Source organism: Lysobacter antibioticus HS124, assembly GCF_000336385.2.
In the GTDB taxonomy this organism is placed as follows: Bacteria; Pseudomonadota; Gammaproteobacteria; order Xanthomonadales; family Xanthomonadaceae; genus Lysobacter; species Lysobacter firmicutimachus.
The window spans coordinates 1-20,950 of the sequence record NZ_HG424588.1 but is presented as its reverse complement, the minus strand read 5'-3'; the positions used below and the strand labels follow the sequence as shown (position 1 = coordinate 20,950).

The following is a 20,950-nucleotide window of genomic DNA, read 5'->3' as shown; positions in this document are numbered from 1 at the left end:
CCTTCGCTCAGGCCAGCAGCTTGAACTTGGAAATGCCGTCGCGCAGGCTGGCGCTGACCTGGTGCAGCTCGTCGATGGCCTGGTTGGACTGGCGCAGCGCATCGACCGTCTGTTGCGCGGCTTCGCTGAGCTGGCTCAGGGCGAGGTTGATCTGCTCGGCGCCGGCGGCCTGCGCCTGCACGCCTTCGTTGGCGGCGTCGAAGCGCGGCACCATGGTCTGCACGTGGTCGATCACCTGGGTGAGCTGTTCGCCGACCCGCTGCACGTCGCCGGTGCCGCGGCGCACCTCTTCGGAGAACTTGTCCATGCCCATCACGCCGGCCGAGACCGCCGATTGGATCTCGCGCACCATCTGCTCGATGTCCAGGGTCGCCATCGCGGTCTGATCGGCCAGGCGGCGGATCTCCACCGCCACCACCGAGAAGCCGCGGCCGTATTCGCCGGCCTTTTCGGCTTCGATCGCGGCATTGAGCGACAGCAGGTTGGTCTGGTCGGCGACCTTGGTGATGGTGGTGACGACCTGGCCGATGTTGTTGGCCTTCTCGGCCAGCACCGCGAGCTTGCCGCTGATCGCCGCGGTGGCGTCGATCATCCGGCGCATGGTCTCTTCCATCTGCGCCAGCCCGTCCTGGCCGTTGCCGGCCAGGGTCGCGGTCTGTTCGGCGCTGGTCGCGACCGAATCCATGGTCCGCGCCAGTTCCTTGGAGGTCGCGGCGATCTCGCGCGAGGTCGCGCCGATCTCGGTGGTGGTGGCGGCGATCTGCGCCGCGGTGGCCTGCTGCTCGCGCAGGGTCGCGGTGATCTCGTTGATCGAGGAATTGACCTGGATGCCCGAGGTCTGCACTTGGCCGACCAGGCCCGACAGTTCGCCGCTCATCTTGTTGTAGCCGTTGGCCAGGATGCCGAACTCGTCGGTGCGGCGGAAATTCAGGCGCTGGCTGAAATCGCCCCTGGCGAACACGTCGGCGGCGTCGGCCAGGCGCTGCAGCGGTTCGGTGATCGCCTTGAGCAGATAGAACCCGGCCAGCACCGCGACCAGCAGGGCGACGGCGAAGGCGATGCTCATGCCGTAGCGCGCCGCTTGCACCGCGTCGTCGATGCGCTTGCCGGAGACGACCGCGCGGTCGTTGTTGTATTCGATCATCCGCCCGATCGCACGTTCGGCTTTTTCGAACATCGGGTCGATCCGCTCGCGCAGCGTCTTCTGCAGCGCGCCGGAGTCGCTGCCGGCCAGGCGGATCAGTTCGGCCTGCTGGGCGAACAGCGGTGCGGTGAGTCCGGCCAGGGCCTGGAAGCCGGCGCGGTCCTCTGCTTGGGAAATCGTGTCGTCGTAGCGCTTGGCCGTGGCCTCGTAAGCGGCGCGGCGCTCCTCCAGGCGCGCTTGCGCCTGCGGCAGTTCGGTCGCCGGCAGGCCGACCAGGCCGTGCAGGGCGGTGTAGTACGAATGCCAGGCCGCCTCCATCTGCCCGGACGCGTACAGGCCGGGGATGGAGTCGCTGCGCAACAGGGTTTCTTCGTCCTGGATGTGCTGCAGGCGGACGAAGGCGATGCCTCCCATCACCAGCATCGCCGCGACGATGATGGCGAAGCCGAGCACGATGCGTTGGCGGATCGTAATGTTGTTCATGGCTCATCCTGTCGGATTTGTCGCGACTTCTCCAGCCCGGCGGGAGCGACGCAAGGCGACGGCGCGGCGCGATCGTGCGCGGATTCCGGCATTGGCGAAGGCGCAGCGGACGGCGGCGTGCGTGGGGCAGGCGGCCGTGGTCGGCGAGCGGAGCATAGGGGCAAGCGGGGGCGGTCCGGACGTGACCGAGTTCGCACCGCGTGCAGTCCGCTCCCCGGGTATCGCATCGGGTCCCCTGTGTTCGCCGGCCGCCGAGGTTCGGCGGCGATGCGGCGCCGACGTGCCGTCCAGCCTACGGTCGCCGGTCCGCGTCCGGCAACTCCGAAAGTGGCGCTGCGGCGTTACGCCGATACCAACGCAAGGCCGTCGCGGTGTCGGCCGCGGCGCGCGCTCACGGCGGCCATGGCCAGGCCGAGCCCAGCGCGGCCAGCACGCACCAGGCGACCGCGGCCAGCACCGGCAACCGCCTCCACGCCAGCATGGCGACGGCGACCGCGACGATGCCAAGGTCGCGCGCCTCGCCGATGGCCTGGCGGGCGATCGGGTCGAACAGGGCCGCAGCGAGCAAGCCGACCACGGCCGCGTTGATCCCGGCCACCGCCCGCGCCGCCCAGGCGCGGCGCATCCATGCCGACCACAGCGGCAGGGCGGCGGCGACCAGCAACAGGCCGGGCAGAAACAGCGCCAGCAGCGCGACCAGGGCGCGCCACGGCGCCGGCGTCGGCAACGGCAGCGCCGCGCCCACATAGGCGGCCAGCGCGAACATCGGCCCTGGCAGCGCCTGCGCGGCGCCGTAGCCGAGCAGGAACCGGTCGAGCTCCAGCCAACCGGTCGCGACCAGGCGTTGCTCCAGCAGCGGCAGCACCACGTGGCCGCCGCCGAACACCAGCGCACCGGCGCGATAACAGGCGGCGGCGAGTCCGGCCAGCGAAGCCGGCCCGCCGGACCACAGCAACGCGGCGCCGAGGCCGAGCGCGAACGTCACCAGGCAGGCGAGCGCGACGCCGCGGCCATAGCCGGGGGCGAAGTTCGGGATCGATCCGTCGGCGCCGGCCAGCAGCGGCGCGCGGCACAGCGCCAGACCGGCCGCACCGCCCGCCGCGACTGCGAGCAGCTGCATCCAGGGGCCGCCGACGCCTGCGATCGCGACGCCGGCGGCGATAGCGATCAGGCGCCGGCGCCAGTCCGGGGTCAGGCTGCGGGCCATGCCCCACACGCCGTATGCGACCACCGCCACCGCGACCAGCTTGAGCCCGTGCACCAGGGCGACGCCGGCCGGGTGGGCGATCCAGTGCGGCGCCGACAGCGCCAACGCGAACATGGCCAGCGCCGAGGGCAAGGTGAAACCGGCAAACGCCGCCAGCCCGCCGCGCCAGCCGGCGCGCGCCAAGCCGATGGCGAAGCCGAGCTGGCTGCTGGCCGGGCCGGGCAGGAACTGGCAGATCGCCAGCAACTGGGCGTAATGCGCTTCGTCCAGCCAGCCGCGACGGCGCACGAACTCGTCGCGGAAATACCCCAGGTGGGCGATCGGCCCGCCGAACGACGTCAGGCCCAGGCGCAGGAAGACCCGGAACACCTCACGCATGCGCGGCGGCGTCCGGTCGCGGCGAAGGCAGGGCAGAGTGCGGTTCGGCGCCGGCAGTCACGATTTCGGAGTCCTGTTCAGCGGATTTAGCGTTCGCTGCGGCGCAGCATGAATGTGACAAGTTACGCAAATTACATTGCAGGGGCGGCCGCCGTGGCCGCGGTTGCGTTCACCAGGGTACTCGCCATGACGTCCTCGTTTCGTATCGCCTTGCTGTGCGGCGCGGTGCTGACCGCGTTGGGTGCTTCGTCCGCCGCGCTCGCCGGTGGCCGGCCGGATCTGGTGCTGGCCGGGCTCAAGGCCGGGCAAGCGCATCGCGCCGGCGAAGTGCTGGTCAAGTTCCGCGACGGCAGCAGCGCGGCCCAGCAGGGCGCCGCGCGTCAGGCCTTCGGCCTGGAGAAGCTCAAGACTCTGCGCGGCGGCAATGCGCGCAACGGCGAACTGGCGCTGTGGCGGGTTGCGCCCGGGCGCGATCTGGCCGCGACCTTGTACGAACTGAGCAAGAACCCGAGCGTGGAGTACGCCGAACCCAACTGGGAATACCAGCATCAGGCGACGTCCAACGACACCTACTACAGCAACGGCTCGCTGTGGGGCATGTACGGCTCGGGCACCAGCCCGGCCAACGCCTACGGTTCGCAGGCCGCGCAGGCCTGGGCCGGCGGTCATACCGATTGCGGCAACGTGGTGGTCGGGGTCATCGACGAAGGCTACATGTACTCGCACCCGGACCTGGCGGCCAACGCCTGGACCAATCCCTACGATCCGGTCGACGGCGTCGACAACGACGGCAACGGTTACGTCGACGATGTCCACGGCTGGGATTTCGAAGGCGACAACAACGAAGTCTTCGACGGCGCAGGCGACGATCACGGCACCCACGTGGCCGGCACCATCGCCGGCGTCGGCGGCAACGGCCAGGGCGTGGCCGGCGTGTGCTGGAGCGGGGTCAAGCTGATCAGCGGCAAGTTCCTCGGCCGCCGCGGCGGCAGCACCGCCGATGCGATCACCGCGATCGACTACTTCAACGACCTCAAGAGCCGCCACGGCCTCAACATCGTCGCCACCAACAACTCCTGGGGCGGCGGCGGTTTCTCGCAAGCGCTGCAGGACGCGATCGGCCGCGCCAACACCGCCGGCATTCTGTTCGTGGTCGCCGCCGGCAACTCCGGCGTCAACTGCGACACCTCGGACTGCTACCCGGCCGAGTACCCGAATCCGAACGTGCTGGCGGTGACTGCGCTGCGTTCCAACGGCACGCAGATCTACAGCTACGGCGCCACCACCATCGACATCGGCGCGCCGGGCTACGGCATCTGGTCGACCGTGCCGGTTTCGTCCAAGGGCAAGGTGATCCCGGGTTACGCCAGCTACAACGGCACCTCGATGGCGACCCCGCACGTGACCGGCGCGGTGGCGCTGTACGCCTCCTCGCATCCGGGCGCGACCGCGGCCGACATCAAGAGTGCGGTGATGAGCGCGGCGATCACCACGCCCTCGCTGAGCGGCAAGACCGTCAGCGGCGGCCGGCTCAACGCCAGCGGGTTCTGAGCGCGGCGACCGCGATCGAGGAAAGAACATCGAGCACCTGGCCCCGATTTTTCGGGGCCATTTTTTTTGTGCCGCGCAGTTCGCGCGAGATTCTGAAACGCAGGACGCCGGGACGGCAACGAGGCGTCGGGCACCGGCAAGATGCATGCGCAAGATGCAGGTGGAACCGATGCAGCGCGCAGCGACATTGCGCCGTCGATGCCGGAGATTTGTAAAACGTTGACCAGTTTCGGTCCGCTTATTGTCATGGCTTGCGCGACGGCTTAGATTTTCGAGTGTCTATTGCGTATGGCCATGGAGTGCTCGTTATGTCGAACCCGAATCCTTTCCAGAATCGCGGCTGGCTGCAGGGAGTCATGGATCGCTTCGGCATGGGGCGGCAGCCCCAGTCGTCGGCGCCGCATCAGGCGCCGGCCGCGTTGGAGCGCCCCAGCGAGCGGGTTGCGGTGGAGCTGATGATGGACGGCTACGAAGCCGACAGCCGCAAGAACATCGACGGCTGGAAGCGGCTCGGGCGCGACGAACTGCAGCGCCACGGCGTCGAAGTCGATCGGTTGCAGGATGCGTCGACCGGATTGGACATCAGCGTTTACGCCAAGGGCGACAGCATCGCGGTCAACTTCCGCGGCACCGCGGGAGCCTCGCCCAAGGACTGGGGCACCAACATCAAGCAGCACCTCGGCCTGGACAGCGCGCAGCACGATCAGTCGGTCGCCGCGGTCAAGCACATGAAGGAGGTGTATGGCGAGAACCTGGTCGTGTTGCTCGGCCACTCCAAGGGCGGCGGGCAGGCCATGCTCAGCTCGACCGTGACCGGAGTTCCGGCGATCGTCGCCAACTCGGCTTCGGTGCACGAGAACACCTTCGCCAAGCACGGCGTCGACATCAATGCGATCGACAAGAAGGCGCTGCCGATCAAGACCCTCAACATCCAGGGCGAAGTGCTGGCCAATCTGCAGAGCTTCAGCCCGCTCCGAACCCATCAGGACCTGGGCGTGAACCGCACGTTCCCGGATGCGCTGATCGAGCGCGGCGCGGTCGAGAAGGGCTTTTCCAGGGCTTACGAACCCGGTATGTCGATGGACGACGACCTCACCAGCCAGGTCTTCGCCAACAAGCGCTCGGTCGAGGCGCATTTCGCCACATCGATGAAGCAGGTGCTGGAGGTGGATGCGCGCCAGACCGAGCGCGCCGCCTCGATCGCGGAGCAGGCGCATAAGGGCGGCCTGGCGCGGGTCGACAACCTCGTCGAAGGCCGCGACGGCAAGAGCCTGTTCGCGGTGGAGGGCGACATCGGCAACGCCGCGCACAAGCGGGTGCAGATCGCCGGCGGCCTGCAGGGCATGGACACGCAGTCGTTGCTGGATAAGGTGCGCCAATTCGCCCCGGGGCCGAGCATGGCGGATCACGCGCAGCAGCCGGCGACCCAGCTTCAGACCCAGACCGGGCCCAAGTTCGGCCTGTAAGCGACGCGCCGTCCGCGCCCGGCGCTCGGCGCCGGCGCGCGGCGGTCCCTGCGGCAAAGCGCAAGGCCCCGGGAAACCGGGGTCTTGCGTTATCGCTTGCCGTGCGGCCGACTCAGTTCTGCGCCGGCGTGTTCTCGGCGAAGTACTCGTGGTTGTCGGCGTTGTCCAGCGCGTCGGTCGGGCTGCTGATCGCCAGGTTCTTGGCGCCGGCCTGGCCGTAGACGTGGTCGTCGGTGCCGGCGACGGCGTTGAAGTGGCTCATTTCGTGGATCAGGGTGCCGGCCTTGGAGTCGGTGCCGGTCAGCGGCGCGGTCCAGAAGGTCCGGCAGACGAAGATCTCGTACGGCTGGTTCGGATAGACGTAGGCGTAGTAGCGCTGGTTGCAGCCGCAGTTGACGGTGATCTGGCCGTTGCTCTGGTCCATGGCCTGGTCGATCGCGACGAAGTGCTGGCTGGCGGTGCCGTAACGCGCCGAGGTGTAGGCGCCGAACCAGGTGGTGTAGCGCGGGCCGACGGTGCCGGCGGCGAGATAGCCCTTGGCGTTCTCGGAATAGCCGCGGGCGGCGACGACCGCGTTGCCGATAGTGCCGATCTGGGTCGCATCGCAGCTCTTGTAGGTCACGCCGTCGACCACGCTGCCGCCGCCGCCGGGTTTGCGCTGGACGGTCGCTTCGCCGCCCTTGCCGGCGCTCCACAGGCTCAGCGGCACGCTGCGCGCGACCAGCGGCAGGCCGTTGTCCTGGCGCAGCAGGCTGCCGTCGGACAGCGACGCGTACTGCAGCGGCGAGTCCAGGTTGACCACGTACTGGCCGCGCTGGGAGAAATCGTAGGCCTGCGACAGGTCGATCGTGCTGCGCAGGGTCTGGCCGGCGCGCAGGATCGCGAAATCCTCGGCCTGCGGCAGGCCGCGCTTGATCATCGGGCCGACATAGTCGACCGCGACGCCGTCGCGGCTGACGTTGAACAGCTTGGCTTCGGTGAGTGCGGAAGGCAGCTGCCACTTCGGAACCCGCACGGTGTGACGGCTGGTGTTGGTCACGCTTACTTCGACCAGGCCGCCGAAACCGCCGGCCGGGTCGGCCACGGCCATCAGGCCGATGCGCAAGGGGTTGGCTTTTTCGTATTTCGGCGCTGCGGTCACCGAGGCGATCGCGCCGGCCAGCACCACGCTGCCCGCGACCGCGGACATGAGACTGATTTTCATTCCGAAACCCCCGAACGTAAGTGAACATAATGAACGGCAAAGGCCCGTCGCGCGGACCTGTTCGCACCTAAGCAGAGCGTGCGCGCGATTGCATTCTGCAACGCGGCAAATGCGCTCCGGCGCGATTAAGCCAGGATGCGCATACTGCGCTCGACGGCAACGCCGTCCGCGGCCCGGGGGGCGCGGAAAACCATGACGATCACGGCAATTTCACGTACCAACGACGGGGTGCAAGCAATGCGGTACATCAAGCACACGGCAGCGGTCCTGTTGCTCGGCCTCGGCCTGGCGACCGGGGTCCAGGCCCAGACCATCGGCTACAACATCCGTACCGGCGACGTCTGGGTCGACACCCGGCTGGGCGAGATCAACGATTACGGTTATCGCTACCGCGAACCGTTCATCCACGAGATGACCGGCTACTACGGCGCCCCCCGCTCGCTGATCGACGAATTGCTCGGCCGTCGCGGCTGGGCGCCGGGCGACGTCTATTACGCCTGCGCCATCGCCCGCGCACTCGGCGTGCCGTGCCTGAACGTGGTGCGCGAGTACGACCGCTATCCCGGCCGCGGCTGGGGCGACGTCGCCAAGCGCATGGGCATCAAGCCCGGCTCGCCGGCCTTCCACGCGCTCAAGCGCGGCGCGGTCGGCACCTACGATCGCTGGGGCTACCCGATCACCGTCCATCAGTCGGTGCACGTCGACTGGTCGCAGCACGGTCCGGGCAAAGGCAAGGGCAAGGACAAGGGCGGTCACGATCGGGGCCACTACGACCGCGGCGGTTACGACGGGCACGGCAAGGGCAAAGACAAGGGCCACGGCAAGCCGGACAAGGGCGGGCATGGCAAGGGCCATGGCGGCGGGCACGGCAACGGCAACGGCAAGGGCAACGGCAAAGGGCACTGAACCGCGGCCGTTGGGGCAGTGGGGACGACAGCCGGCTTCGCGCCGGCTGTCGTCGTTTTCGGCCCACTCGCGCGGAACCGCGGCGCTGATGACGGCGGACGGCTTGCCGCCGCCGCCCAGGGATGCCGCCGCGAGTGCTCAGCCGGCTGGGGCGACCAGTCCGAGCTGGCGCATCAGGCCGAGATTGTCCTCAAGGTGCCAGTTTTCGTTGATGCGGTCTTCGGCGATCCGGTAGATGTCGGTGGCGATGAAGTCGACGGCTTGGCCGCTGCCCTCCACCGTACCGAAGCGACCGTCGAAACGGCCGCGGAAGCGCAGGTGCACCACCACCCGGTCGCCGGCGACGATCATCTGTTGGATTTCGCAGCGCAGGTCGGGCACCGCCGCGCGCATCGTGCGCGACGCCTGCAACGCGCCCGCCAGGCCCTGGATGCGGCCGGGCGGCAGGGTGCGGTCGACGAAATCCGGCGCCAACGCCGCACGCGCCAGGTCCGGATCGCCGCTGTTCCAGAAACTGGCGTAACGGCGCGCGGCGAGCACTCGCGCGGCGTTGTTCGCATCGTCCGGCGCCGCGGCGATCAGCCGCGCCGGTTGCAACAGCGGCGGCGCAGCGGCGAACGCGGCGGGCGCCGCGGCCAGCAAGGCGGCGAGGGCGGCCGCACACGCGGGGCGTACGAACGGGAACGGACTAGAGACGGTCATGGGCGAGGGCCGGGCAAGCGCCAGCGGGCGCGGGAGCGGCATGCTGGCCCGGCCGTTGCCGCGCAAACAGGTGCGTGGCGCAGAGGTATCCTTTCCGATCTGCGAACAATGCCAGCGAAGCATGGCCGGAGCGCGCGGCGCGTGATCGACAATCTGCCCAATCTGATCGCGTTCGACCGCATCGTCTCGGCGGGGAGCCTGTCGGCCGCGGCGCGCGAGCTGGACCTGTCGCTGGCGGTGGTCAGCAAGCGCCTGGCCCAGCTCGAAGAAGACCTCGGCCTGCGCCTGCTGCAACGGACCACGCGCCGTCAGACGCTGACCGAGGAGGGCGCGCTGTTCCATGCGCAGGTGGTGCGTATCCTGGCTGAGGTCGCTGCAGCCGAGGCGCTGATCTGGCGCCGGCGCGAAAGCGTCGACGGCCTGCTGCGCGTCACCGCGCCGAACGACCTGGGCCGGCGCTGGATCGCGCCGATCCTGGCGGATTTCCAGCGCCTGCACCCGCAACTGAGCGTGCAGCTGGACCTCGGCGATGGGCTGGCCGATCTGGTCGCCGACGGCCTGGACCTGGCCATCCGCTTCGGCCGGCTCGAGGATTCTTCGTTGATCGCACGGCCGCTGGCGCCGAATTACCGGGTGCTGTGCACGGCGCCGGCGTATCTACAGGCGCACGGCGAGCCGAGCGACCCGGCGCAACTGGCCGCGCACCGCTGCCTGCTGATCGGCGAACAGGCGCGCGCGGACTGGCGCTTCGGCGGTGAGCCGCCGGTCAGCGTGCGCGTGCGCGGCAGCCTGGTCAGCAACGACGGCGGCGCGGTCCATGCCTGGGCCCTGGCCGGCGCCGGCATCGCGCTGAAGTCGATCTGGGACGTCGGCGACGATCTTGCCGCCGGACGGTTGCAACGGGTGCTGCCGGGGCATTCGATTCCGGCCGCGCCGTTGCACGCGATCTACGCCCATGCCGAGCATCTGCCGCCGCGGGCGCGCCTTTTCATCGACTACCTGCGCGAGCGCCTGCGGTCGGCCTGGCGCTGGGAGCCGGCGCCGGCGGCCGCGGACCGGACGTTCAGATGATCTTGAGGGTGATCGCCTTGAGCACGGCGCGGGTGCGGTCGCGGGTGCCGAGCTTGTCGAAGATTTCGATCAGGTAGTTCTTGACCGTGCCCTCGGCGACGTGGATCGCCTGGCCGATCTCGCGGTTGCTGTAGCCGCCGGCGAGCAGGCGCAGGATGTCGACCTCGCGCCGGTTGAAACCGTGGCTGGGCGGGGCGGTTTCGCGATAGGCGTAGCGCGCGCGTACCGCGTCGGTCGATACCGGGGCGATCGCGCGCCGACCCTGCGCGACCTCTTCGATCAGCGCGATCAGTTCCGGCGGCGATGCGTCCTTGAGCAGGAATCCGCGCGCGCCGGCCGCGATCGCGCGCAGGGCCGCGCCGGCCTCGTCGAAGGTGGTCAGCAGGATCACCGGCGGCGCGCCGGGCACCGCGCGTAGGCGCTCGCACACGCCGTAGCCATCGAGCAGGGGCATGCGCACGTCGCACAGGACCACGTCCACCGGCCGTTCCTGCAGCCCGGCGATCAAGGCCTCGCCGTCGCCGGCCTCGAGCACGATGCGGAAACGCCCGAAGCCGCCGAGCAGGGCCTTGAGCCCGCCCAGCACCAGGGCCTGGTCGTCGGCCAGGGCCAGGCGCAGCGGCGTCGGCTCGATCAGCACAGCGGTACCCATCCGCGCAGGCGGAAGCCGCCGTTATCGCCGACGCCGAAGTCCAGTCCGCCGCCCAGCGCGAGCAGGCGCTCGCGCATTCCGGTCAGGCCGTTGCCGGCAAGCAGCCCGGCCGGCGCGCCGCGGCCGTCGTCGCGCAGTTCCAGCGCCAAGCGCTGGCCGTCGCGCTGCAAACTGGCCCACAGGGTCTGCGCCTGGCCGTGGCGCACGGCGTTGGTCAGCCCCTCCTGGAACGCGCGCAACAACGCTTCGGCGTGGTCCAGGCCGGGTGCGCGTGCGTCCGCGTCCAGCCGCAGGTGCAGGCGCAGCTGCGGGAACGCGCCGGCCAGCGCGCGCATCGACGGCTCCAAGTCCAGCCCGTCGTGCAGGCGCAGTTGCTGCACCACCGCGCGCAGGTCGTCGAGCAGTTCGGCGCTGAGCTGCGAACAGCGCGTCAGCGCCTGTTCGCGGTCGAGCCCGGGGTGATACTGCAGCGCGCTCAGGTTCAACCGCAGCGCGGTCAGCTTGTGCCCGGCGACGTCGTGCAGCTCGCGCGACAACCGCAGGCGCTCCTCGCTGCGCGCGGCCTCGGCGAGCATGCCGCGTGCGGCCAGCAAGTCGGCGTGCGACTGCGCCAGGGCCTGGTGCGCCCGCTCGGTGCGGCGTGCCGAGCGCAGCAACAGGATGGCGAAGGCCTGCAGCGCGGCGTGCACGCCGACGTAGGTCCACGGCGCGTCCATCTCGCGCGCCAGCCAGACCACGCCGAACAGCGCGGCATTGCTCAGCGCGAACGCCGCGGCCAGCGCGCGCGGCCCGAGCAGGGCGGCGAACTCGATCATCGGCAGGATCAGCAGCGCCGCGGCCGAGTTGTAGCGGTACAGCGCGACCAGGCCCAAGGCCAGCACGGTCAGGCCGGACGCGGCCGCCAGGCGTGCGCGCCGCTCGCGCAGCCGCCAGGACAGGACGAACGCGGGCGCGAACAGCAGATGCAGCCCGCGCGCCAACGCCGGGACCGGCCAGGCGGCGGCGAAGCCGCTGGCCTGCACCGGGCCCGACCACAGCTCCAGGCCGACCGCGGCCCAGGCCAGCAAGCCGGCCAGCACCGCGGCGGGGTAGCGCAGGGGCGGCGGAGAGCGCATGCGGCCAGCTTGGCCGGCGCGGCCCGGGCAAGGCAAGCCAGGGCCGCGAATGGATGACTTTCGTCACCGCCGGCGCTGACTTCCGGGCTCTGCCGGCGTCGCGGCGGCGACGCCCAGACTGCGCCCACCTCCGCCATCGGAACCCGCCCATGCGCATCCCGGCCCGCAAGCTGCGTCCGCTCCTGGCCCTGTTCGCCGGCGTCGCCGGCGCCGCCCTGGTCTATGCCGCGATGCCGGCGATCCCGCCGGCGACCTCCAGCGCCGGCGCGGAGCCGTTGCCGCGGCGCGCGCCGGCCGATCCCGCCGCGCTGCGCGAAGCCTATGCCTACCTGCCTGCGCAGACCCGCTTCGACGCATTCGTCGCCGTGCACCAGGGGCGCGAGCTGGCGCGCTGGGGCGATGCCGACCTGCCGATCAACACCCATTCGGTGCGCAAGAGCCTGCTCAGTGCGCTGTACGGCATCGCCATCGACAAGGGCTATCTGCGTCTGGACCAAACCCTGGCGGAGTTGGGCATCGACGACCGGGTCGTGCCGCTGACCGCGCAGGAGAAGCGCGCCACGGTGCGCGACCTGCTGATGTCGCGCTCGGGCATTTACATCCAGGCCGCCGGCGAAGCCCGTGGCATGAAGGACTCGCGGCCGCGCCGCGGCGCGCACCGGCCGGGCGAGTTCTTCTATTACAACAATTGGGACTTCAACGTGCTCGGCACCATCTTCGAGCGCCGCACCGGACTGAGCATCGGCGACGCCTTCGAACGCTGGATCGCCCGGCCCACCGGCATGACCGGATTCCGCGCCGCGCATGTGATCTACGAGCAGCCCGGCTATACCGAGCACCGCCAGTTCGTGATCTTCCTGTCGGCCGCCGATCTGGCCCGGTTCGGCATGCTTTACGCCGACCGCGGCCGTTGGGGCGGGGTGCAGGTGGTGCCGCAGGCCTGGGTCGAGCGCAGCACGCGCGCCTGTTCGCCGGTGGCCGACCGCGATCCCTTCGATGCCTACGGCTATTTGTGGTGGGTCGACCGCGATGCGGACACGGTCTGGGCCGACGGGTGGGGCGGGCAGTTCCTGATCGTCGATGCGCGCCGTCGGCTGGCGTTGGTCTCGCGCAACGACACCGGCCGCAGCCGCCTGCAGTTGGGTTGGTTCGTGCTGTTCGACGGCGACGGCTGGCGCAGCCACCATCAGCACCTGCACCAGCTGATGATCCGCGCCGCCGGCGCGGCCCCGCCGTCCGATGCGCCGGCGCGCGCCGGGCCGGGCCGAAACGCCGAGCCGCGCCTGGCGGCGGCCGATCCGGCTTGCTAGTGTCCGCTTCTTTGCCGGTTCGCCGCGTGCGCGTCCGCGCCCGGCCCCGGCCAGGAGCGAGCACCGATGTCGATTCTCGTTACCGGCAGCGCCGGCCACCTCGGCGAAGGCCTGATGCGTCGTTTGCGCGCGCAAGGGCGCGACGTTCGCGGCGTGGACATCAAGCCTTCGGCCTTTACCGATGCGGTCGGTTCGATCGCCGATCCCGATTTCGTCGCCGCGGCGATGCGCGGGGTGCGCCAGGTGATCCACGCCGCGACCCTGCACAAGCCGCACGTGGCCACCCACAGCTACCGCCAGTTCGTCGACACCAATGTCGCCGGCACCCTGGCCCTGCTCGAGGCGGCGCTGGCCGAGCGGGTCGAGGCGTTCGTGTTCACCAGCACCACCAGCGCCTTCGGCGCGGCGCTGAGCCCGGCGCCCGGCGAGCCGGCGGCGTGGATCGACGAGGACGTGGCGCCGGTGCCGAAGAACATCTACGGCACCACCAAGATCGCCGCCGAAGGCTTGTGCGAGCTGTTCCACCGCAAGCATCGCCTGCCGGTGCTGGTGCTGCGCACCTCGCGCTTCTTCCCTGAGGACGACGACGATGCGGCGGTGCGCAGTGTCTACAGCCCGGCCAATGCGCAGGCGAATGAACTGCTGTATCGGCGCGCCGACATCGACGACGTGGTCCAGGCTCACCTGTGCGCGATCGAGCGCGCGCCGGCGCTGGGTTTCGGGCGCTACATCGTCTCGGCCACCACGCCCTTCTCGCGTGCGGACCGCGCCGAGCTGCGCCGCGACGCGGCTGCCGCGGTCGAACGCCTGTTCCCGCATTGCCGCGACCTGTACGCGGCGCAGGGCTGGCGCCTGTTCCCCGAGCTCGACCGGATCTACGACAACGCGCGCGCCCGCCGAGACCTCGGCTGGGCACCGCGCTACGGTTTCGGCCACGTGCTGGACTGCCTGCGCGAGGGGCGCGATTTCCGCAGCGGGCTGGCCCGCGAAGTCGGGGTCAAGGGCTATCACGCGCAGCGCTTCGAGGACATGCCTTATCCGGTGATGTGAACCGGTGCCGGGAGCGATCGCGGACACGGGCTGGGGCGTCCGCCCGACGCTGGCTAGAATGGAGCCGATGACGACGGCGCCGGGCGCGCCGTCGCCGCCCACCGACGAGGCGCCGCATTGAACCACCGCAACGACACGATCCGGTCAGTCCTCGATCCGCGCCGCGCCTGCGCGACGCAGGCGGGCGCAGCATGAGCGCGATCGCACTGATCTGCCTGGGCGCCTGCGACGGCGCGCGGGTCGAGAACCTGATCGTCGCCGCCGCGCGACTGTGCGCCGAGGCGGGACCGCACGGCCTGCGCGGTTGTTCCGACCTGTTCGCCGACCGCCACCGCGACTATCGCGGCGGGGTGACGGTGAACCTGATGTTGGCGCTGCAGATCGCCGCGGCCGACAACGCCGCCGCGCTGGAGCGACGTTTCAAGCAGATCGAGAGCGACTTCGGACGGCGCCGCGATCCGCAGCGGGCCTTGCCGGTGCCGCTGGACATCGATCTGGTCGGGCTCGTCGACACACAGGTGCGATGGCAGCCGCGTTACGATCCGGGCCGGCCTTACCTGTTCCATGGCCTGTATCAACTGCCGTTGCCGGCGTTGAAACAGGCGCTGGACACGGTGGCCGCCCAGCGCGGGTTCGTACCGCAACGCAATGCCGAAGGTTTCTATTCCCTGGCCGGTGCGGGCTTCGTCGAACGTTGGTTGCGCTCGTGCGATCCCGTCGCCGACTTCACCGCGGAGGCCCGTTGATGTCCGAGCGCGTCACTTTGGTCACCGGCGCCTCGCGCCGCATCGGCCGCGCCATCGCCGAGGCCTGCCTGGCGCGCGGCGACACGGTGGTCGCGCACCGCCGCGACGCCGATGCCGAGCCGGCGCCGTATCCGCGCCCCGTGATCGGCTGGAGCTGGGACCTGAATCAGCCGCTGCCGGCCTTGCCCGAGGCGCAGATCACCGATCTGGTGCTCAGCGCCTCGATGTTCGAGCGTGGTCGGCATTGGAGCGGGATCGACGCCGCCGGGCTGGAGCAGGAACGCGATCGCATGCGGCGCCATCTGCAGGTCAACCTGCTGGCGCCGTGGGAATTGGCGCTGGCGCTGCAGCGCCGCCGCCCGCTGCGTTCGGTGGTGATGCTGCTGGACACCTATCTGGATCGTTCCTTTCCCGGCCATGCGGCCTATCAGGTCAGTCGTGCCGCCGGCGCCGGGCTGGTGCGCGCGTTGGCGAGCGAATTGGCGCCGACCCGGGTCAACGCGGTCGCGCCCGGGACCGTGCTGCCGTCGGTGCGCGACCCGGCCGAGCGGGCCGAGCAAGAGGACGCGATCGCCGCGCGCACGGTGCTCGGGCGCATCGGCGCGCCCGAGGACGTGGTGGCGGCGGTGATGTACCTCAGCGATGCGGCCTACTGCACCGGCGAGATCCTGCGCGTCGACGGCGGCCGTTTCAAGCTCTGACCTTCGGGCTCCGGCGTTCGGGCTGTGGCATCCGGCGCGCGCGCCGTCGTTGCCGCAAGGCCCGCGCCGTGCCGCACCCCGGGCCCCTCGCCGCGGTCGTCTCGAGACGGCCGATCCCTCCCGGAGAGGAGAGATATTCGTCCGCGATCGTTCGCTGCGGAATCGCCGCGTCGGGTCAGGGCTGTGCGGCCAACTCGGCCATATGCCGGGCGATGCGCGCCTGCGCCGCTTCGGCGGTATTGCGCGCGCGTTGCCAGGCCGAGCGCGCGGCGCGTTCGGCCTGTTCCCAGTTCAGCGCCGAGCCCAGGCGGATGCGCTGATAGCGCTGGCGCAGTTGCAGGGTCGGGTCGTCGAAGTCCCGGTCCGGATGTTCCAGATGCACCGAAATGCCGACGTAGAACGCCGGTGCGTAATCGCTGAAGCGCATGCCGTCGCGGTAGAAATCCGCATGCCGGTAATGGCTGGCCCAGTAACTGAGCCCGGGCGTGTTGGGGCTGTGGCGGCCGCGTAGGGTCGTCGTCATCGCTCAGGCTCCGTGGAGGAACCCCCTGTTGCGCAGATGGTGCCCGATCGCATCGTTAGATGCACGTGTAGAGCGGCATTCAATCGAGACAAACGTTCATCTCTGCGACCGGAATCCGCTCCCTGCGCGACCGCGGTCACGCGGCTCCCGCTCGCTGTCGCCGGGCGATCCGGGCCCTCTTGCCGATGCCCGCCGGGCCCGGGCGTCGGGCCGGCGGCGGCCCGCTGCCGGCCCCTCCTGCGCGCACCCGGCGCCGTCAGGCAAGGTATGCTCGGATTACCGAGGCAGGGACCGATTCGACGCGATCATCCACGAGCGAGGGGGCGTGAGCGGAATGACCGACAGTTCCCGGGAAGCGGGGCGCACCGCCGAGCATCTGCGTTTCGTCCGCCGCATCTACGCGATGCGTTCGCTCGGGCTGGGCTTCGGGTTCTTCGCCGTGGCCGGGGTGCTGTACGAGCAGCACGCCGGCTGGGGGCTGTGGACGCTGTTGTTCGCCAACGGCTACCTGTGGCCGACGCTGGCCTACGTACTGGCCTCGCGCAGTCGCGATCCGGAGTACGCCGAATACCGCAATCTGGTGATCGACTCGGCCATGGGCGGGATGTGGATCGCGGTGATGCAGTTCAACATCGTGCCCAGCGCCTTGCTGGCGGTGATGCTTTCGGCCGACAAGATCGGCGTCGGCGGCTGGCGTTTCCTGGTGCGCACCGCGCTGGCGATGCTGCTCACCGCCGCTGCGGTGTGGACGCTGATCGGCTTCCCGTTCGCGCCCTACAGCTCGATGACGGTGGTCCTGGCCTGTTTGCCGTTCATGTTCGTCTATCCGATGGCGATCAGCAGCGCCGCCTACGGCCTGGCGCGCAAGGTGGTGCGGCAGAACAAGCAGCTCGACCAGCTCAGCCGCACCGATCCGCTGACCGGCCTGCAGAATCGCTTGCACTGGGACGATTCGGCGACCGCGGCCATGACCCATTGCGCGCGTTCGGCCAGGAACGCCAGCCTGATCCTGATCGACGTCGACCATTTCAAGGACATCAACGACTTCCACGGCCACCAGATCGGCGACGCGGTGTTGCGCCGGGTCGCCGGCATCCTGCACGGCGTGGTGCGCCTGACCGACACCGCCAGCCGGATCGGCGGCGACGAGTTCGCCCTGGTGCTGATGAACATCGAGGACGAACCGGCCCGATCGATCGCCGAGCGCATCCGCAAGGCGATCGAGGACGCCCGCTTCGACGACGCCCCGGCGCTGCGTTGCACGGTCAGCATCGGCCTGGCATCGACCGGGCCGCGCACGGTCAGCGCGGCGATGTGGATGCGCCATGCCGACGCGGCCCTGTACCAGGCCAAGCAACGCGGCCGCAATCAGGTGGTCTGCGCCGACGGCTGAGCCGGTGCGGGGTTTGCCAGCGGCGAAAGCGGCTCACTAGAATCCACCGACCCGGGCGACCCGGCGCAGACTCAACGATCGGGGCAGGGCATGGCGGAGCAGGGCGGCAATCTCGCGCAAACGCGCATCGGCGTCATCGGCCTGGGCTACGTCGGCCTGCCGCTGGCGCTGGAATTCGGCAAGCGCTACGACACCGTCGGTTACGACATCAATCCGGTGCGGGTGGCCCAGCTCAGCCAGGGCGAGGACTCGCATCGCGAGAACGACGCCGCCGAGATCGCCGCCGCGACCCGGCTGCGTTTCAGCGCCAGCTTGCGGGATCTGGCCGATCGCGACACCTACGTGATCACGGTGCCGACTCCCATCGACGAGCACAAGCGGCCGGATTTCACCCCGTTGGTCCAGGCCAGCCGCGCGCTCGGCGAACTGCTCAAGCCCGGCGACACGGTGATCTACGAGTCCACCGTCTATCCCGGCGCGACCGAGGAGATCTGCATTCCCGAGCTCGAACGCGCTTCGGGTTTGCGCTTCAATCAGGACTTCTTCGTCGGCTACAGCCCGGAACGGATCAACCCCGGCGATCGCCAGCGTCGCCTGACCGACATTCCCAAGGTCACGTCCGGCTCCAACGAGACCACCGCCGAGCGGGTCGACGCGCTGTACCGCAGCATCATCCCGGCCGGCACCCACAAGGCCTCCAGCCTGCGCGTGGCCGAGGCGGCCAAGGTCATCGAGAACACCCAGCGCGACGCCAACATCGCCCTGATCAACGAGTTCGCCTTGATCTTCCAGCGCCTGGGCATCGACACCACCGAGGTGCTGGAAGCGGCGGGCAGCAAGTGGAATTTCCTGCCGTTCCGCCCCGGCCTGGTCGGCGGCCACTGCATCGGCGTGGACCCCTACTACCTGATCCAGAAGGCGCAAAGCGCGGGCTACTATCCCGACATCCTGCTCGCCTGCCGGCGCATCAACGACGCCATGGGCGGGCACGTCGCGGCCGAGGTGATCAAGCGCATGATCCAACGCGGCGTCGCGGTCGCCGACTCGCGCATCCTGATCCTGGGGATCACTTTCAAGGAAAACTGCGCCGACCTGCGCAACACCCGGGTGATCGACCTGGCGCGCGAATTCGGCGAGTACCGGGCCCGGGTCGAGATCCACGACCCTTGGGCCAACGCCGAAGAGGCCCGCCGCGAGTACGGCGTGGAGATCGTCGAAACGCCGCCGGCCGGGGTCTACGACGCGGTGATCGTCGCGGTCGCGCACGAACAGTTCCGCCAGCTCGGCGCCGCCGGCGCGCGCGCGTTCGGCAAGCCGGACGCGCTGTTGTACGACATCAAGAGCCTGTACCCGCGCGATCAGGTCGACGCGCGCCTGTAGCCGGCGCGGCGGGGCGGCCGCAGCCCGTCGGCGGCGCGCCGCCACGGTGCCTGCACCCGCGGCCGGTTATGCTCGGCTCCCGCTCGTGAACCGACCGATCGCCATGCGTTATGCCGCTTACGCCGCCAGCCTGCTGCTGACCCTGTTTTCGTTGCTGCTGGCCTGGCTGCACCATCCGGACTGGTGGTGGGGCGTGGCCGCGTTCGGCGCGATCGCCGCGCTCGGCACCGCCGACCTGCTGCAGACCCGCAGCACCCTGCGGCGCAACTATCCGGTGCTGGCGCACTTTCGCTACGGCCTGGAATCGATCGGCCCGGAGATGCGCCAGTACTTCATCGAGGCCGACACCGCCGAGGTGCCGTTCTCGCGCCAGCAGCGCGCCCTGGTCTACCAGCGCGCCAAGTCGGTCAACGACGTGCGCCCGTTCGGCAGCCAGCAGGACGTCTACGGTCTCGATTACGAGTGGATCAACCATTCGCTGGCGCCGACCGCGCACGTGCCGCACGATTTTCGCGTGGTCATCGGCGAAAACGCCGCCCAGCCGTACTCGGCCAGCGTGTTCAACATCTCGGCGATGAGCTTCGGTTCGCTGTCGGCCAATGCGATCCGCGCGCTCAACCGGGGCGCCAGGCTCGGCGGCTTCTACCACGACACCGGCGAGGGCTCGATTTCGCCGTATCACCGCGAGAACGGCGGCGACCTGGTGTGGGAGATCGGCTCGGGCTACTTCGGCTGCCGCGACGAACGCGGCCTGTTCGACGAACAGCGCTTCGCCGCGAACGCCGGCGACCCGCAGGTCAAGATGATCGAGATCAAGCTGTCGCAAGGGGCCAAGCCCGGCCACGGCGGCGTGCTGCCGGCGGCCAAGGTCAGCGCCGAGATCTCCGCCACCCGCGGCGTGCCGATGGGCCAGGACTGCGTGTCGCCGGCGGCGCATTCGGCGTTCGATTCGCCGTTGGGGCTGTTGCGTTTCGTCGCCCGCCTGCGCGAGCTGTCCGGCGGCAAGCCGACCGGGTTCAAGCTCGCGATCGGCCATCCCTGGGAATGGTTCGGCATCGCCAAGGCGATGCACGAATCCGGGCTGCTGCCGGACTTCATCGTCGTCGACGGCGCCGAGGGCGGCACCGGCGCGGCGCCGGCGGAGTTCATCGACCATGTCGGCGTACCGATGCACGAAGCCTTGATGCTGGTGCACAACACCCTGGTCGGGCTGGAGTTGCGCGACAAGATCCGGATCGGCGCCGCCGGCCGTATCGTCAGCGCCTTCGATATCGCCCGGACGCTGGCGATGGGCGCGGACTGGTGCAACGCCGCGCGCGGCTACATGTTCGCGTTGGGCTGCATCCAGGCGCAGAGCTGCCACACCGACCGCTGCCCGACCGGCGTGGCGACCCAGGACCCCAGCCGCTGGGGCAAGCTCGACGTGCCGGACAAGGCCAGCCGGGTATTCCATTTCCACGAGAACACGCTCAAGGCGCTGCGCGACCTGCTGTGCGCGGCCGGGCTCGGCCATGCCGGCGAGATCGGACCCGAGCACATCCTGCGCCGGGTATCGCCGACCGAGGTGCGTTCGCTGGGGGCCTTGTACAACTTCCTCGCGCCGGGCGATCTGATCGGCAAGGTGCCGGCGCATGCGGTGTTCCAGGCGTTCTGGAGCGCGGCGCGCAGTGACTCGTTCGCTGCGCCGGCGCGGGTGCTGGCGATGCGCGAGAGCAAATCGCTGTAGCCCAAGCGTGCTGGCTTCACTGCGGCAACGGCTTCCCCATGGGGATTGCCTGCGGCCATAGACTGCGCCCCCGGGACGCATGGAAATCCGACGGGGTTGAGGTTGATCGAAGCTCGAAAGTGACGCGGAGGGTAGGAGCGGCGCAAGCCGCGGCCGCCGTCCTTCACTCTCGCCGCGCTTTGTCCTATGCCCCTGTAGGAGCGGCGTAAGCCGCGACCACGGGACGCGCAGAGAAATCAACG

Annotated in this window: 18 protein-coding genes; 11 read left to right on the top strand and 7 right to left on the bottom strand. The window is 69.9% G+C overall.

The features are described 5' to 3' along the window. Positions 1 to 7 precede the first annotated feature (7 nt). On the bottom strand, positions 8 to 1,627 hold the full coding sequence (locus TX83_RS20480) for a methyl-accepting chemotaxis protein (protein WP_064749839.1): 1,620 nt from the start codon (positions 1,625 to 1,627) through the stop codon (positions 8 to 10). A gap of 391 nt (positions 1,628 to 2,018) precedes the next feature. Then, positions 2,019 to 3,212, bottom strand: coding sequence for a chromate efflux transporter (gene chrA, locus TX83_RS20475; RefSeq protein ID WP_064749838.1), 1,194 nt, complete (start codon positions 3,210 to 3,212; stop codon positions 2,019 to 2,021). Positions 3,213 to 3,398: 186 nt separating this feature from the next. Here chrA and TX83_RS20470 point away from each other — a divergent pair, with 186 nt between their 5' ends. Both TX83_RS20470 and TX83_RS20465 read left to right on the top strand, forming a co-directional pair. Then, positions 3,399 to 4,763 (top strand): S8 family peptidase, encoded by a 1,365-nt coding sequence (locus TX83_RS20470; RefSeq protein WP_064749837.1) that lies wholly within the window; start codon positions 3,399 to 3,401, stop codon positions 4,761 to 4,763. Between the two features lie 308 nt (positions 4,764 to 5,071). Then, positions 5,072 to 6,229, top strand: a complete 1,158-nt coding sequence (locus TX83_RS20465; RefSeq protein WP_141233605.1) for an XVIPCD domain-containing protein — start codon at positions 5,072 to 5,074, stop codon at positions 6,227 to 6,229. Positions 6,230 to 6,341: 112 nt separating this feature from the next. Here TX83_RS20465 and TX83_RS20460 read toward each other — a convergent pair whose 3' ends face one another. Beyond that, on the bottom strand, positions 6,342 to 7,433 hold the full coding sequence (locus tag TX83_RS20460; RefSeq protein ID WP_064749835.1) for a M35 family metallo-endopeptidase: 1,092 nt from the start codon (positions 7,431 to 7,433) through the stop codon (positions 6,342 to 6,344). A gap of 237 nt (positions 7,434 to 7,670) precedes the next feature. Between TX83_RS20460 and TX83_RS23005 the strand changes: the two genes are divergently transcribed. After that, positions 7,671 to 8,339 (top strand): hypothetical protein, encoded by a 669-nt coding sequence (locus TX83_RS23005; RefSeq protein ID WP_064749834.1) that lies wholly within the window; start codon positions 7,671 to 7,673, stop codon positions 8,337 to 8,339. 138 nt (positions 8,340 to 8,477) lie between these two features. On the opposite strand, the gene TX83_RS20450 is transcribed toward TX83_RS23005, so the two are convergent. Then, positions 8,478 to 9,041 (bottom strand): ester cyclase, encoded by a 564-nt coding sequence (locus TX83_RS20450; RefSeq protein WP_064749853.1) that lies wholly within the window; start codon positions 9,039 to 9,041, stop codon positions 8,478 to 8,480. 141 nt (positions 9,042 to 9,182) lie between these two features. Here TX83_RS20450 and TX83_RS20445 point away from each other — a divergent pair, with 141 nt between their 5' ends. Continuing rightward, positions 9,183 to 10,112, top strand: coding sequence for a LysR family transcriptional regulator (locus TX83_RS20445; RefSeq protein WP_261370224.1), 930 nt, complete (start codon positions 9,183 to 9,185; stop codon positions 10,110 to 10,112). Here the strand turns inward: TX83_RS20445 and TX83_RS20440 are convergent. Further along, entirely contained in the window at positions 10,105 to 10,764 is a 660-nt protein-coding gene (locus TX83_RS20440; protein WP_064749832.1) for a response regulator, read from the bottom strand. The genes TX83_RS20445 and TX83_RS20440 overlap by 8 nt on opposite strands. Continuing rightward, on the bottom strand, positions 10,746 to 11,879 hold the full coding sequence (locus tag TX83_RS20435) for a sensor histidine kinase (RefSeq protein ID WP_064749831.1): 1,134 nt from the start codon (positions 11,877 to 11,879) through the stop codon (positions 10,746 to 10,748). The genes TX83_RS20440 and TX83_RS20435 overlap by 19 nt, the downstream gene beginning before the upstream one ends. 149 nt (positions 11,880 to 12,028) lie before the next feature. Between TX83_RS20435 and TX83_RS20430 the strand changes: the two genes are divergently transcribed. The 4 genes from TX83_RS20430 (at position 12,029) to TX83_RS20420 (ending at position 15,686) form a co-directional block, all read left to right on the top strand. Beyond that, complete coding sequence (locus TX83_RS20430; protein WP_064749830.1) at positions 12,029 to 13,189, top strand: serine hydrolase domain-containing protein; 1,161 nt, start codon at positions 12,029 to 12,031, stop codon at positions 13,187 to 13,189. Positions 13,190 to 13,255: 66 nt separating this feature from the next. Continuing rightward, positions 13,256 to 14,239 carry an NAD-dependent epimerase/dehydratase family protein gene (locus TX83_RS20425; protein ID WP_064749829.1) on the top strand — a complete coding sequence of 328 codons (984 nt, stop codon included), beginning with the start codon at positions 13,256 to 13,258 and terminating at the stop codon, positions 14,237 to 14,239. Between the two features lie 191 nt (positions 14,240 to 14,430). Continuing rightward, positions 14,431 to 14,985, top strand: coding sequence for a 2-amino-4-hydroxy-6-hydroxymethyldihydropteridine diphosphokinase (locus TX83_RS23000; RefSeq protein WP_064749828.1), 555 nt, complete (start codon positions 14,431 to 14,433; stop codon positions 14,983 to 14,985). Continuing rightward, on the top strand, positions 14,985 to 15,686 hold the full coding sequence (locus TX83_RS20420) for an SDR family NAD(P)-dependent oxidoreductase (RefSeq protein ID WP_064749827.1): 702 nt from the start codon (positions 14,985 to 14,987) through the stop codon (positions 15,684 to 15,686). Before TX83_RS23000 ends, TX83_RS20420 begins: the two co-directional genes overlap by 1 nt. 175 nt (positions 15,687 to 15,861) lie before the next feature. On the opposite strand, the gene TX83_RS20415 is transcribed toward TX83_RS20420, so the two are convergent. Beyond that, positions 15,862 to 16,209 (bottom strand): hypothetical protein, encoded by a 348-nt coding sequence (locus TX83_RS20415; protein WP_064749826.1) that lies wholly within the window; start codon positions 16,207 to 16,209, stop codon positions 15,862 to 15,864. A 334-nt stretch (positions 16,210 to 16,543) separates the two neighbouring features. On the opposite strand from TX83_RS20415, the gene TX83_RS20410 reads away from it, so the two are divergent. The 3 genes from TX83_RS20410 (at position 16,544) to TX83_RS20400 (ending at position 20,708) form a co-directional block, all read left to right on the top strand. Further along, the gene (locus TX83_RS20410) at positions 16,544 to 17,602 is read left to right on the top strand and encodes a diguanylate cyclase (protein ID WP_064749825.1); all 1,059 of its coding nucleotides are present in this window, start codon (positions 16,544 to 16,546) and stop codon (positions 17,600 to 17,602) included. A gap of 90 nt (positions 17,603 to 17,692) precedes the next feature. Further along, a complete protein-coding gene (locus tag TX83_RS20405) occupies positions 17,693 to 18,982 on the top strand; it encodes a nucleotide sugar dehydrogenase (protein WP_064749824.1) in 1,290 nt (429 codons plus the stop codon). 103 nt (positions 18,983 to 19,085) lie between these two features. After that, positions 19,086 to 20,708 carry an FMN-binding glutamate synthase family protein gene (locus TX83_RS20400; protein ID WP_064749823.1) on the top strand — a complete coding sequence of 541 codons (1,623 nt, stop codon included), beginning with the start codon at positions 19,086 to 19,088 and terminating at the stop codon, positions 20,706 to 20,708. Positions 20,709 to 20,950: the final 242 nt, after the last annotated feature.